This is a genomic window from Marinobacter litoralis, from assembly GCF_016427555.1.
GTDB classification, from domain to species: Bacteria; Pseudomonadota; Gammaproteobacteria; order Pseudomonadales; family Oleiphilaceae; genus Marinobacter; species Marinobacter litoralis_A.
Map to the genome: position 1 here is coordinate 19718 of NZ_JAELVS010000002.1, position 14306 is coordinate 34023.

Annotated in this window: 13 protein-coding genes; all 13 read left to right on the forward strand. The window is 56.3% G+C overall.

All coding sequences use genetic code 11. The annotated features are described in order from the left end of the window. Positions 1–58 precede the first annotated feature (58 nt). The 13 genes from JAO79_RS07680 (at position 59) to JAO79_RS07740 (ending at position 14273) form a co-directional block, all read left to right on the forward strand. On the forward strand, positions 59–1507 hold the full coding sequence (locus JAO79_RS07680; RefSeq protein WP_199006674.1) for a sigma-54 dependent transcriptional regulator: 1449 nt from the start codon (positions 59–61) through the stop codon (positions 1505–1507). 206 nt (positions 1508–1713) lie between these two features. Continuing rightward, entirely contained in the window at positions 1714–2952 is a 1239-nt protein-coding gene (locus tag JAO79_RS07685; RefSeq protein ID WP_199006675.1) for a sensor histidine kinase, read from the forward strand. 22 nt (positions 2953–2974) lie between these two features. Then, positions 2975–4411 (forward strand): sigma-54-dependent transcriptional regulator, encoded by a 1437-nt coding sequence (locus JAO79_RS07690; protein ID WP_199006676.1) that lies wholly within the window; start codon positions 2975–2977, stop codon positions 4409–4411. 241 nt (positions 4412–4652) lie between these two features. Beyond that, on the forward strand, positions 4653–5021 hold the full coding sequence (fliE, locus tag JAO79_RS07695) for a flagellar hook-basal body complex protein FliE (RefSeq protein WP_199006677.1): 369 nt from the start codon (positions 4653–4655) through the stop codon (positions 5019–5021). Between the two features lie 15 nt (positions 5022–5036). Next, positions 5037–6752, forward strand: a complete 1716-nt coding sequence (gene fliF, locus JAO79_RS07700) for a flagellar basal-body MS-ring/collar protein FliF (RefSeq protein ID WP_199006678.1) — start codon at positions 5037–5039, stop codon at positions 6750–6752. Then, positions 6745–7776, forward strand: a complete 1032-nt coding sequence (gene fliG, locus JAO79_RS07705; protein ID WP_199006679.1) for a flagellar motor switch protein FliG — start codon at positions 6745–6747, stop codon at positions 7774–7776. The genes fliF and fliG overlap by 8 nt, the downstream gene beginning before the upstream one ends. Then, on the forward strand, positions 7776–8657 hold the full coding sequence (locus JAO79_RS07710) for a flagellar assembly protein FliH (RefSeq protein ID WP_199006680.1): 882 nt from the start codon (positions 7776–7778) through the stop codon (positions 8655–8657). The genes fliG and JAO79_RS07710 overlap by 1 nt, the downstream gene beginning before the upstream one ends. Then, positions 8638–10029: a flagellar protein export ATPase FliI gene (gene fliI, locus JAO79_RS07715; RefSeq protein ID WP_199006681.1), complete on the forward strand. Its 1392-nt coding sequence runs from the start codon at positions 8638–8640 to the stop codon at positions 10027–10029. The genes JAO79_RS07710 and fliI overlap by 20 nt, the downstream gene beginning before the upstream one ends. After that, positions 10029–10472 (forward strand): flagellar export protein FliJ, encoded by a 444-nt coding sequence (gene fliJ / locus JAO79_RS07720; protein ID WP_199006682.1) that lies wholly within the window; start codon positions 10029–10031, stop codon positions 10470–10472. The genes fliI and fliJ overlap by 1 nt, the downstream gene beginning before the upstream one ends. Positions 10473–10608: 136 nt before the next feature. After that, positions 10609–10914 carry an STAS domain-containing protein gene (locus tag JAO79_RS07725; RefSeq protein ID WP_199006683.1) on the forward strand — a complete coding sequence of 102 codons (306 nt, stop codon included), beginning with the start codon at positions 10609–10611 and terminating at the stop codon, positions 10912–10914. Between the two features lie 9 nt (positions 10915–10923). Beyond that, positions 10924–12636 (forward strand): SpoIIE family protein phosphatase, encoded by a 1713-nt coding sequence (locus tag JAO79_RS07730; RefSeq protein WP_199006684.1) that lies wholly within the window; start codon positions 10924–10926, stop codon positions 12634–12636. 34 nt (positions 12637–12670) lie between these two features. After that, positions 12671–13015, forward strand: a complete 345-nt coding sequence (locus JAO79_RS07735; protein ID WP_199006685.1) for an Hpt domain-containing protein — start codon at positions 12671–12673, stop codon at positions 13013–13015. Between the two features lie 94 nt (positions 13016–13109). Then, positions 13110–14273, forward strand: coding sequence for a flagellar hook-length control protein FliK (locus JAO79_RS07740; RefSeq protein ID WP_199006687.1), 1164 nt, complete (start codon positions 13110–13112; stop codon positions 14271–14273). The last annotated feature ends 33 nt before the right edge of the window (positions 14274–14306 follow it).

Genomic DNA, 14306 nt, shown 5'->3' on the forward strand with positions numbered 1-14306 from the left:
CTCCGGGCCGAAGACAGTCTTAAATACCGCTCAAATCCTTCGATAGAGATCTTCGTGAATGCCTCAAAATAATAAAGTGCTGGTGCTCAGCAACGACGAAGCCAGACAGCGTGATCTGATCACTATTCTGGAATTTGTGGGTGAAGAGCAGGTTGTGGCCGGTGACGACGCAATGGCGCTTTTGCAAGACGGTGAGGCTGGCCAGATAGACCAAGTATCGGTTGTGGTTGTTCATGGTGAAGATCACAGCACCAAGCCTGTTATTGCATCGGTTTGTGAGGCCTCGCCCGGGCTGCCTATTCTTTTGGTGGGGGATCTCGATGCAACGCAATTGCCGGAAGACCATGCGTCCCGGTTGATCGCGCACATGGAGTGGCCGCTCAACTACACCAAGTTCGTTGATTCACTCTATCGGGCTCAGATCTACCGTGATCAGTTTAGCCGGGCTCCCGATCGGGGAATGCAACGCGGCGTGCAGTTGTTCCGGAGTCTGGTGGGTACCAGCCGGCGTGTGCAGCAAGTTCGCCAGTTGATGGAGCAAGTCGCAGACAAAGAAGTCAGCGTTCTGATCACAGGGGAATCCGGTACCGGCAAAGAGGTGGTTGCCCGTAATTTGCATTACCACTCTTCGCGCCGGGATAAGCCGTTTGTGCCGGTTAACTGTGGCGCAATCCCGGCAGAACTGCTGGAAAGTGAGCTTTTTGGTCATGAAAAGGGGGCCTTTACCGGCGCGATTACATCTCGCGTGGGCCGCTTCGAACTCGCCGAGGGGGGAACCCTGTTTCTGGACGAGATTGGCGACATGCCGCTCAATATGCAGGTCAAGATTCTACGGGTTCTGCAGGAACGGACTTTCGAGCGGGTCGGCAGTAACCGAACGCAAACCGCCGATGTTCGCATCATCGCCGCTACTCACAAAAATCTCGAGGAGATGATTGAGTCCGGCGACTTCCGGGAAGATCTTTACTATCGCCTCAACGTGTTTCCGATTGAAATGCCCGCTTTGAGGGATCGGGTCGAAGATCTGCCACTGCTGATCAATGAATTGATTTCCAGAATGGAAAAAGAAAAGCGCGGCTCCTTGCGAATGAATTCGGCCGCAATTATGAGCCTTTGCCGGCATGATTGGCCCGGGAACGTCAGAGAATTGGCCAACCTGGTCGAGCGGCTCGCGATCATGCACCCCTATGGGGTGATCGGTGTGCAGGAATTGCCGAAAAAATTCCGCTACGTGGACGACTATGATGAGAACCGCCCAGTTGAGGACACCGGCATGCCCTCCGCGATTCCCGGGCTTGTGGGGCTCGACTCCCCGGCGCTTCTTCCCGTAAACGGCATCGACCTCAAGGACTATTTGTCCAGTCTGGAGCGCCAACTTATCCAGCAGGCCTTGGATGAGGCTTCGGGTGTTGTGGCCAGGGCTGCAGAGAAGTTGCGAATTCGCCGCACAACGTTGGTTGAAAAGGTCCGCAAATATGGCTTGCGGGACGACGCCGCTGAATCCTGACACCTACCTTTGTGCAGTGTCAAAGGATTGAAACCTTTGGCATTGCACGCTTCGATAAACGACGTAAAGTCGTCACTTCCTTCCTTGTGAGTTTTCTTTCCTCTTGAAATATAAGAAAAAATTAGATTTGGCACGTTAATGGCTTAACTGGCTCTAATTGATAAATCCGGGTGTTCTGGCCGCGAGGTCGGTGTCAGGAGGAAGATATGAGTCAGGTACAGTTTCTGGTCGATTCAGCGCAGGCTGAAACAGCTCCGAACGCGGCTGCGGATGCGAACGACAAAGTTACATCGCTGTTCCCGCAGCAGGATAAAGAGGCGGTGGGCTCGGCGCTGGAATTGTTCAACCAGATGTCGCGTCAGATCACTGATTCCTATCGGACCCTTGAATCTCGCGTCAATCAATTGTCCGGAGAACTCACCCAGGAGTCGCAGCAGCGCCAGCAAGAGCTGGAAGAAAAAGAGCAGCTGGCGGACCGTCTCTCTACCTTGTTGAAAGCCCTACCAGCCGGCGTGGTGGTATTGGATGAGCGAGGTGTCGTCAGCCAGTGCAATCCCGCCGCCTTGGCACTGCTGGGTGAACCTCTGGACGGTGAGCGCTGGGTGGATGTTATCAGCCGGTGTTTTTCCCCTCGTAGTGATGATGGTCACGAGGTGTCGCTAAAGGATGGTCGTCGGGTCAGTATCGAGATTCGAACCATGGAAAATCAGCCGGGCCAGCTGATTCTGCTGACTGATCTTACCGAAACGCGTCAGCTGCAATCCCAGTTAGCTCATGCCCAGCGTTTGTCGGCCATGGGGAAGATGGTGGCGTCGCTGGCACACCAAATTCGGACGCCGCTTTCGGCTGCGATTCTTTACGGTGGCCACCTTGGTCAGCCCGATCTTGATGAAGACCTGCGCCAGCGCTGCGCCTCCAAATTGATGTCTCGGCTCAGCCACCTCGAACACCAGGTCCGGGATATGCTGATTTTTGCGAGAGGCGAAACCCGGCTCGCCGAAGAGCTGCCAGTGGAAACGTTGATCGGAGCTTTGGAGGCCGCGGTGGATGGTTTGAGCCTTGAGGCCGGCATCTCCGTGACGGTGGCCCCCGAGGTTGATGGCGAGTGCAGCCTGATGTGCAACCGCGACGCGTTGGTCGGAGCCTGCACGAACTTGGTTAATAACAGCCTGGAAGCCGGCGCGACGGAAGTCACATTGCACCTCACAACCTCAGCGAAGGGTTTGGACATTCGCGTACAGGATAATGGGCCAGGCTTTGAGCCGGCGCAGGCGCACAAAATGATGGAAGCGTTCTATACCACCAAGTCCCATGGTACAGGTTTGGGTCTGGCGGTGGTTCAGGCAGTGGTTAAGGCTCATCGAGGTGAGTTTTCGATTCAGTCTGCCGGTCAGAGTGGGGCAGTTGCGATCATACAACTGCCGACACTGGCAGGTCGGGTTTAAAGACACGTTGGAGGCATCAATCATGGCAAAGGCTCACATTCTCATCGTTGAAGATGATCGTGATCTCAGAGAAGCGTTGGTGACAACACTGGAGCTGGCGCGGTATCGGGTGTGTGAGGCGGCCAACGCGGAAGAGGCTCTTTCGAGCCTGGCACGTACACCAGTAGATATGGTGATCAGCGATGTGAACATGCCAGGGATGTCTGGTCATCAGCTTCTGGTAGAAGTGCAGCGCCTGTATCCCGGCCTGCCGATGATGCTGATTACCGCATATGGTCAGATCAGTCATGCGGTGTCGGCCATGCAGTCGGGTGCGATTGATTATCTCGTCAAGCCGTTCGAGCCACAGGTTCTGGTGGAGGCGGTCAGCAAGGTTGTGGGTGGGGCGCGCCAAGCCTCCGGCGATCAGCCGATCGCGGAAGATCCGGTCAGCAAGCGTATGTTCCAGCTCGCTACGAAAGTCGCCGCCAGTGATTCAACGGTGATGATTTCGGGTGAAAGTGGCACAGGTAAAGAAGTGCTGGCGCGCTTTATTCATGAGCAATCGCCCCGTGCAGACAAGCCGTTTGTGGCCATCAACTGCGCTGCAATTCCGGAGAATATGCTCGAAGCGATTCTGTTCGGGCATGAAAAAGGTGCCTTTACCGGTGCGGTGGCAACGTCCCCGGGCAAGTTTGAGCAGGCGAATGGCGGCACCATACTGCTCGACGAAATTTCAGAAATGGAGCTGGGGCTTCAGTCTAAGTTGCTGCGCGTTTTGCAGGAACGGGAAGTGGAGCGCGTGGGTGGCCGCAAAACCATTCCTTTGGATGTGCGTGTGCTGGCGACCACCAACCGTGATCTGGGAGATTACGTCCGAGAAGGCAAGTTTCGCGAAGATTTGTACTACCGTTTAACGGTATTCCCCATGCGCTGGCAGCCGCTGCGTGAGCGACCTCTCGACATCATGCCGTTGGCGAAGTCGATTCTGAAAAAACATAGTCGCAAAATGAAACTGACCGGCATCAGTTTTGCCGACGATGCCCGCAAGGCCATGACCGAGTACAGCTGGCCCGGGAATGTTCGGGAGTTGGATAATGCAGTTCAGCGCGCGCTGGTGCTCCACCAGGGAAATGTCATTCATGCCGGTGATCTTTGCCTTGAAATGGGGATAACCGGGGCTGTCGATATGTCTCAGCCCGCCGTTCAACAGAATATACCTGTGCCGGTCGCAGACGTGTCTGCCCCACTTGATGAGGAGGGCGCCGATGTTGGTTTTGCTACAGACGTGGCCAGTTCGCTGGGCAGCGATCTGCGTCAGCAGGAATTCCGTATGATTATTCAGGCCCTCAGAAACGAGGGTGGTCGCCGTAACCGGGCTGCAGAGCAATTGGGTATCAGTCCGCGAACCCTGCGTTACAAGCTGGCACAGATGCGCGATGCCGGTATCGATCTTGATGCTGAGCTTGCCTTGGCGTAACAGCGTTTTCCTTCCTTCGTGTTAACTCTTTCAGGCACCCTTTGTGGGTGCCGCTTTTTTGTTTGCGCTGTGGTTTCCGTAACCGGCGCAGTCAAAAAAACGTCAACCTCTTTTTCTGGCTGGTTTTGATTTTATTTAATTCATTGAATTATAAGTGAAAGTCTGTTTTGGCCTGCAGTTTGCTTTGCATCTGGTATTGAGCGAATAACTGATGCCCCGCCGGGGTAGCCGGGAGAGTGAAATGGTCCAACGAGCCGACATTAACAACGTTCTGTCCGAGATTCGGAATCTGCGATCCCAAATGATGCAGAATCAGCGTGTTGAACAAGATCAGTCTGTGCGTGGCCGAGTGGATGGCCCAAGGCCGGTTCAGGAAACCAAAGAAGTACCCAGCTTTAACGATATGCTGGGCAAAGCGGTCAATGGTGTGAACGACATGCAGAAGCAGGCCAGTGAACTGCGCACGGCCTATGAGATGGGCGACCCTAACGTTGATATCACCCGGGTGATGATTGCTGCTCAGAAATCGACTGTGTCTTTTGAAGCGTTGACCCAGGTGCGAAACCGCGTAGTCAGGGCTTATGAAGACATCATGAATATGCCGATCTGATAACGGAGCAACAGCATGGCAAGCTTACCTGCAGAAACCAACGCCTCCGATCTGCCGGCATCCCAGGATTCCGGTGCATCCCAAACCCGCAGCGATATGTTGCTCGGGTTCAACCGCCTGAACCTGCTGCGGCAGGTGGGTTTGATGGTTGGATTGGCCGCCAGCGTGGCGCTGGGTGTTGCCGTGGTGCTGTGGGCCCAGGAACCCAACTACCAACCGGTGGTGGGGGATTTGTCCGCCTACAATCCGCAGGACGTTACCAGCATTCTGGACAGCAGCGGCATTGACTACAAAATGGATACCCGCACCGGTGCGTTGCTGGTGCCGTCCGAACAGGTTTATGACGCCCGGCTGAAACTGGCGGCAGAGGGTGTTACCGATCGGAAAACCATTGGCTACGAACTGCTCGACCAGGAACGCGGGTTGGGCACCTCCCAGTTTATGGAAACCATCAGCTACCGTCGTGGCCTGGAAGGCGAGCTGGCCCGAACCATCGCCAGCATGCGCGGCGTTAGAAATGCCCGGGTTCACCTGGCCATTCCGGAGCGCTCCGTGTTTATTCGTGATGCCCGCGAGCCCAGTGCTTCGATCTTTCTGGAAGTGTTTGCAGGCCGACGCCCGGAGCAAGAGCAGATCCGCGCCATCGTGAATCTGGTTGCCGGCAGCATCCCGATGATGAACCGCGATCAAGTGACCGTAGTGGATCAGAACGGCAACTTGCTGACCGGGGAGGAATCCAATCTCAAGGCCGACACGGATCGAATGAAAGATCAGTATGAATACACCAGCCGTGTTGAAGAGCGCTTGTCTCGCCGGGTGGCATCGCTGATCTCGCCCATCGTCGGTGATGGCCGGTATCGCGCAGAAGTGTCTGCCGATCTGGATTTCTCTGCAGTCGAGCGAGCGGAAGAGCTTTATAACCCAGAGCAACAGGCCATTCGGAGTGAGCGTGAACTGACCGAACAGCGTGGCGCGGGCAATCTGATGTCCGGGGTGCCCGGGGCGCTTTCGAATCAGCCGCCGGGTGAAGCGACTGTGCCGGAAGTGGCCGGTGCTGCGGTTGATGAAGATGGCAATCCGATTGCGCCGCCGGTAAACGTGCGTAAAGAAGCCACTCGAAACTACGAAATCGACCGGACCGTAAGCTATACCCGCCAAGAGTTGGGGGCCGTGAAGCGAGTCACCGTTGCGTTGGCAGTTGATGATATGAAAGTGGTGGACCCGCAAACCGGCGAAGTAACCTATGAACCCTGGCCGGAAGCGGAATTACAGCGGTTGGCGATGCTGGTACGTGATGCGGTTGGCTACTCGGCCGAGCGGGGAGATAGTGTCACCGTCATGAATACCCCGTTCGCGCCAGAGGAGACGGTTACCTTCGAACAGCCGGGTTTCTGGGAGCAGCCCTGGTTCTGGGATTTGATGAAGCAGGTGCTGGCCGGTCTGGTTATCCTGATTCTGGTGCTCGGCTTGTTGCGCCCGACATTGAAGGCGCTGTCCGGTGGAGGCCAACGTGATCGCGGGCTTGGCTCAGACGGTGATGGCTACGATTCGTTAGACGGCCTGGAGGGCGATAAGGCCCTGCAGAATGCCATGTCGTCTCAGGATGATCTGCTGTTGCCGGGCGCGACAGACAGTTATGATAGGCAGTTGAATGCACTCAAAGGCCTGATTGCAGAAGATCCCAGCCGGGTTGCACAGGTCATGCGCCAGTGGGTGAACGTTGATGACTGATCAAAATGCCGGACAGGGGCAAGCCCCGCAACGTAAAATCTCGCGCGTCGAGCAGGCTGCGATTCTGCTGATGTCGCTGGGTGAAAGCGATGCAGCAGAAGTGCTGAAACACATGGGCCCGAAAGAAGTTCAGAGAGTGGGCGTGGCGATGGCACAGATGCAGGATGTCACCAAAGACGAGGTGTCGTTCGTCCTGAATCAGTTTGTTGATGCCGTCGGTGTTCAGACGGGTCTGGGTGTCGGTAATGACGAATACATCCGTGCCATGCTGACCCAGGCACTGGGCGACGACAAAGCGGCCAGTTTGATCGATCGGATTCTGGTGGGCGGTAATACCACCGGTTTAGATACCCTGAAGTGGATGGAGCCTCGTGCAGTCGGCGATATTATTCGTTACGAGCACCCGCAGATTCAGGCGATTGTCATTTCCTACCTTGACCCGGACCAGTCCGCCGAAATTCTGGCAACGCTCGATCCGAAAGTCCGGCTCGATGTGGTGATGCGGGTGGCGTCGCTGGAAACCATTCAGCCGCAGGCGCTGCAAGAGCTCAACAGCATTCTTGAAAAGCAGTTCTCGGGTGGGTCAGCCGGCCAGGCCAGCCGAATCGGCGGTGTAAAACGAGCTGCAGATATCATGAACTTCATGGATCGTTCGATCGAGGGCAGTTTGCTGGATTCCATTAAAGATATGGACCCGGATCTGGCCACCACCATCGAAGACCTCATGTTCGTGTTCGATAACCTCAAAGACGTGGACGATCGGGGTATTCAAGCCCTGCTCAGAGAAGTGTCATCCGAGGTGTTGGTGGTTGCGCTCAAGGGCGCCGATGAAGCGGTGAAAGACAAGATCTTCGCCAATATGTCCAAACGGGCTGCCGAATTGCTGCAGGATGACCTGGAGGCGAAAGGTCCGGTTAAGGTCAGTGAAGTTGAGGCTGCGCAAAAAGACATCATCACGGTGGCACGTAGAATGGCAGAAGCTGGCGAAATATCGCTGGGCGGCGCCGGTGAAGAAATGATGTGATGAAAAAATCTGATCAGGACGACAAGCTTATCCCCAAAGAAAACCTGACTGCCTGGGAGCGGTGGGAACTGCCATTGCTGGACGAGCAAGGCAACCAGATCGCTCGAGAGGAAGAGGTTAAGCCGCTAACGGCGGCGAATTTGCAAGAGATTCGCGAAGCGGCCCGCCAAGACGGTTATCAGGAAGGTCGCGAGGCCGGCTACCAGGAAGGCTTTGCCCAAGGGCGAGCGGACGGCCATCAAGAAGGCCGGGCGGCCGGCGAAGCGGAAGGTCGGGAGCAAGGCCAGCAGCAGGCTGCCGAAGCCGTCCAGCAAGAAAACGCTTCCCGTATGGAGCGCCTGGATCAGGTGTTGGGTGAATTGCTGGCTCCCATATCACGCCATGAGGAAGAATTGGAATCGGCGCTGGTCAACCTGACCACGGTGTTGGCCAGAGCGGTGGTCTTTCGAGAACTCAGCATTGATACCTCACAGATCCGCGATGTTGTCCGTAAAGCGCTCAAGTCGCTGCCGTCAACAACCGATAATGTGCGCGTATTCATCCACCCGGACGATTTTGAGCCGGTCAGTGAAGTGGCGGAGCGTCTGGAAGCCAAACCTTCGATCATTCAGGATGACAGTTTGATGCCCGGCGGTTGTCGGGTGGAAACCCGTAATAGCCTGGTGGATTACACCGTCGAGAAGCGCTTTCAGCGGGCTGTTCAGAATATGCTGGAAGAACAACTGGCCGGCGAGGGTGAGTCCGAAACCCATCAAGCCGGTGCTTCGATGGGCGACTTAACCGATTTTCACCGGGATCTTCTTAGCGATACCGGGGAATCCTCGGGAGTAGAACCGAATCACGGCACCCAGGATGACAGTGATGACCTCCCGACTGCTTGACCGTCTGGAGCAACTTCAGGCGGCGATCGGGCAGGAGCCCGAGCCTGAACTTTCTGGTCGTCTGACGCGAATGGTGGGGCTGACGCTCGAGTGTGTAGGTTGCCCGATGGTGGTTGGCGATCGCTGTGTGATCGAAGGTCAAGGTGCCGGCAGCGTTGAAGCCGAAGTGGTGGGCTTCGAAGAAGACAAAGTCTACCTCATGCCCCTTGCCGCCATTGAAGGTCTGAAGCCTGGCGCCAGAGTCATTCCCCTTTCTTCCGCGAGTCGAGTGCCGGTTGGGCCGCAGATGCTAGGCCGTGTTCTGAACGGTGCCGGCGAGCCGTTGGACGCAAAGGGCCCGCTGCAGGCGGAAGCCAGGGTTCCACTGAGCGGAGACATCATAAACCCCCTCCATCGAGCGCCTGTGCGCGAGTCAATGGACGTTGGTATCCGAGCCATTAATTCACTTCTGACCGTGGGGCAGGGCCAGCGATTGGGGCTGTTTGCCGGTAGTGGTGTCGGTAAAAGTATGTTGCTGGGCATGATGACCCGATTTACCGATGCCGATATCACCATTGTCGGCCTGATCGGTGAACGGGGCCGGGAAGTTAAAGAATTCATTGAAGACATCTTGGGTGATGAAGGTCTGGCCCGTTCGGTGGTGGTGGCATCACCGGCTGATGACTCACCGTTGATGCGCCTGCGTGCCGCCATGTTGACTACGCGGATCGCCGAATACTATCGCGACCAAGGCAAGCGGGTGTTGCTCTTGATGGACTCATTAACCCGATATGCCCAGGCCCAGCGAGAAATTGCGCTGGCAGTGGGTGAGCCACCGGCAACCAAAGGGTACCCGCCCTCGGTGTTTGCCAAATTGCCTCAATTGGTTGAGCGCACCGGTAATGGGCGCCCGGGAGGTGGCTCGATCACCGCGTTCTATACCGTACTGACCGAAGGTGATGACCAGCAGGACCCGATTGCCGACGCGGCCAGGGCGATACTTGACGGCCACATTGTGTTGTCGCGTCGGTTGGCCGAAGAGGGGCATTATCCTGCGATTGATGTCGAAGCTTCAATCAGCCGGGTGATGCCTCAGGTCACTCAGCCGGATCATTTTTCCCGAGCCCAGCGGTTCAAACAGGTTTATTCCCGGTATCAGCAAGCCCGCGATCTCATCAGCGTGGGCGCCTACGTTAAAGGCTCTGATCCTGAAACCGATTTTGCCATCCAGCACATTGCCAACATGCGCCAATTCCTCCAGCAAGAGCTTAACGAAAGCGCACCGCTGGCCGAGAGCATTGAGCAGCTATTGGCGGTTGTGCCAGAACGGCGCTCGCCGGATCGGGTCAGAAGCGCCGCACCCGGCGCGGCGGCTGATCGGAGTAACGGCTGATGTTGCGCTCTAAGCGGTTGGAAGTGGTTCTTGCGTTGGAAGAGCGTAAAGAGAGTGAAGCTCTTGATCGCCTGGGTGAAGCTCGAAAGCAGGTGGAAGCACACAAAGAGCAAGTCGAGAACCTGGAACGCTACCAACAGGAATATCGGGACCAGATTCGGGCCAGCCAGCAGGGCGTTGTGGCCGTTGCGCGGTTGCAGGCGTGGCAGGCCTTTATTGGTCAGCTCGACCAGGTCATTGCCCAGCAGCAGAGGCAACTCCAGCAAGCGGAGCAGGTCTTTGAAGCGCGCCGGCTTGAGTGGCTGCAAGCCTGGGAGCGCAAGCGGGGCATGGAACGCTATATTGAGACTTGCCGGCAACAAGAACTTCAGGCTCAGGACGCGAAAGAGCAAAAACTGGCGGACGAAGCGGCTGGCAGAGCCTTTGCCCGACGCCAGCGCTGAATCGGCAAGAGGCTGCGTTTTGAACCTGCATCCGTCAGTGCATTTCCACTAATCTTGTCTATCCTTAGTCTGAGATAACCGTGGCAGAATAAGGAGCAGCGATGATCGTTATGCGAATGCTCGTAGAGGAATGCGTATGTCGGTAAGTACGCGGCGAAGTGATGACGGTCTGGTGCTGGTAATTCAGGTGCAGGGCCGGTTTGATTTCAGCACCCACCAGGCGTTTCGTGATGCGTATGAGCACAGCGATGCGCCGGTGAAAGAATACGTGGTTGATCTGACTCACACGACCTATCTTGATAGCTCTGCACTGGGTATGTTGCTGTTGTTACGGGATCATGCCGGCGGTGACGTTGCCAGCGTGGTGATCGAAAACTGCAATCCCGATGTACGTCGTATTCTCTCCATCTCCAACTTCGAACAGCTCTTCAGCATACGCTGAGGCTTCATTGTGAACCTTTTGATCGCGGAAGACAGCGACGGCGACCGGATGATACTCGCTACGCTGCTCCGAAGGTTGGGACACCAGGTGCACGAGGCCTCCAACGGGCTTGAGGCTGTTGCGGTGTTCGTCAAGACCGAGCCGGACATCGTGTTTATGGATGCGTTGATGCCTACGATGAGCGGCATGGACGCAGCACGACGCATCAAAGAGTTATCGGGTACACGCTTTGTGCCGGTAGTGTTCATTACCTCTTTGGCGAGCGAGCGCGAACAAGCGCGTTGCCTGGAAGCCGGAGGCGATGATTTTCTGCTCAAACCCTACAGCCGCGTTATCCTCGAAGCCAAAATCAATGCCTACAGCCGGGTGCTGGCGCTGCAACATTCGGTGGTGCAGCAGCGCAATCAGATCCGGCAGCAGAACGAACAGATGTTGGCAGAACAACGCATGGCGCGTCGGGTATTCGACAACGTTGCTCACACGGGCTGTCTCGACGCTGCCAATATTCGCTATCACGCTTCGCCTTTATCTATTTTTAACGGCGATGTTTTGTTCGCCGCTGAGCGCCCGGGCGGCGGTACGCTGATATTTTTGGGAGATTTCACGGGTCATGGATTGCCCGCTGCCATCGGAGCGATGCCGATCGCGGAAGTGTTTTATGGCATGGTCGCAAAAGGGTTTGGTGCGATAGATTTGCTCGCCGAAATCAACAAAAAGCTAGGCAATATATTACCCGTTGGCATGTTCTGCTGCGGTGCACTGGTAGAGACCGACGGTGCACGTGGCACCACACGGGTCTGGAATGGTGGATTACCGGACGGCTGGCTGGTGCGGAACGATGGTGAGCTTGTCGCCGTTCCCTCACGGCATCTGCCATTGGGGGTTCAGCCCCCGGAACGATTCGATGCCACGATGGAATTGCTGAACACCGCGCCAGACGATTACGTGGTGCTGATGACCGACGGCTTTCCCGAATCGTGTGACGCACAGGGGGAGAGCCTTGGTGAAGACGCTGTCCGCCAGGTACTTTCGGAACTTCAGCATGATGACCATCCGTTTGAGGCCCTGATGGCGCGTTTGCAGGCCTTCACCGGGCACCCTGATCCTGCCGACGACATCACTCTTTGTTGCTTGAAGATCGTTGCCCAGGGCGCCATTGCGGATGTGGCGGAATCGGCGCCAGAGTCGGCCTTGACGGGGCCGGGCAGCTGGCATTGTGTTTATGAACTTCGTGATCAGGCGTTGGCGGATTTCAACCCACTACCGCTGCTATTGCATATCTGCACGGAAGTGCCGGGGTTGAGGCGACGAAGTGGTGAGGTGTTCACGCTGTTGTCGGAGCTGTACAGCAATGCTCTGGAGCACGGTGTTCTGAAGCTCTCCTCAGAATGGAAAAAATCTGCGAAAGGTTTTAGCCTTTACTATGAGGAACGAACGCGCCGACTCTCTGATACGCAAGGACACTATATACGGTTTACGCTGGATCACGAGCCGCTGTCGGAAGGGGGCAGGTTGAAGATCCGGTGTGAGGACAGTGGTCAGGGGTTTGATATGGGGGAGGGCAACGACAGCCCCCGCCCAATCGCTGGCAAAGAGTATCATGGGAGAGGGATGGGGATTTTGAAGCGTATGGCCAGAGCAGTCAGCGTCTGCGGTTCGGGTAATTGCGTCGAAATCGTTTATGATTGGGAGTTCCCGATGCAAGGCTGTACGAGCCAGTGAAGACTGATGCGGAACGCAACCGCGAGGATGCAAAATGAGCGACATACCCCGTTTGGATGAAGAAGCCTTGGCGGAATTGCAGGATGTTATGGAAGATGAGTTTGATGTGCTCATCGAAACCTACCTGGCTGATTCGCGTACACGGATTTCCGGTCTGAAAGAAGCGATTGCCGAGGGCGATCCGGAGCATCTCAGAAAAGCGGCTCACAGCCTCAAAGGTAGCTGTACCAACATTGGTGTACCGAAACTTGGCAATCTGTGTTTCGAGTTGGAAGTACTGGGCAGGGAGGGGCGCCTGGACGGCGCGGAAGCAATAATGGCCGCAATCGAGCAGGAATTTGAGGAAGTTAAACGGCAACTGGAACGCTTCAGTCAATAAACGAGCTTTACACTAGCTTGGCACCGCTTTTGCTTCTCTACAGAGAGGCCCCGCTTGGGGCAATCCCTGAGACATAAAGCGGCAAGAGGTTGCCATGCAGCAGACAATTCTTTCCCAGTTGCCATCCGCCGGAACGAAGCAAGACCCGGTCGGGCCGAAGGCTGCCTCAAACAGCCGCCGCAAAGAAAAAGAAGGCAGCTCGTTCGAGCAGGTGTCGAGGGTCGAGCAAGAGCGCCTTGAGAAGCGCCGCTTGGAGCAAAAACGCTCGGATCGCAAAGAAGCCTCGAATGCCGTTCAGGATGAGACACGAGCTCAAGGGACTCGTGCCCAAGATCGCTCGTCCGGCAGCAAGCCGGAAACTGAAACTGGCAAACCGGTTTCAGAAAAAGAACAAATTAATTCACTCACCGCGGACGAACCACAAAATACGCTCCGTCCGGGTGAGTTCCAGAATCCGACCGACGCCCCCGCACCGCTGACCTTCGCCAATCTGCAAACGTTGATGCCAGCCGGTAGCACCGGGGCTGTGCCTGAAGGCACCGTTAATGTCGCGTTGCTGAGCGGTGCAATGCTTGGCAAGCCGGTCGGTTCGGGGGGCTTGAATGGCCAGGGGGCAAGCACGGCTGGCTTAACCTCAAGCAATCAGTTTTCGGATTTGTTGGCGGCTAATGTCACAACCGACACCGCAAGACCGGTTGACCCGGCTGGCTTGCTTTCTTCGCCACGATTCCAGGGCACGCTGGACAGCGCAGCCCAACAGGCCCTGCAAGGAAAGCTGGCAGGTGACGCGAATCTTCCGTTGCGAGGCTATTCAACCACCGTTGATGTGCCGGTAGGGCAGGCCGAATGGGGCGACAAGGTGATGGGCAAGTTAAGTTGGCTCACGGCTAAAAACCTGCAAGTGGCGGAAATACACCTCACGCCGCCCGATATGGGGCCGATGGAGGTGAAGGTCAGAGTGCAGAACGATCAGGCTGCGGTAACGGTGCACGCGGCCAACCCGGTGGTGCGAGAACAGTTGGAACTGCATTCGAACCGCTTGCGTGACATGCTGGCGGAGCAGGGTGTTTCTTTGAGCGAATTCGATGTTTCGGATCAGCCGGGGGGGCAAGCTGATGCACAAGGTGACAGTTCCGGAGAGGGCGACAATTCCGGTCACCGGGGTGGTGGGGTGATTGCCGGCGAACTTGATCAGCAGGAATCGGTCTCGGGCCATCTCGATCTGGCCTGGAAAGGTGAGGTCGATATCTTTGCCTGACGCACTCAGGCCTGCGCCTGAGTGCACATCTCT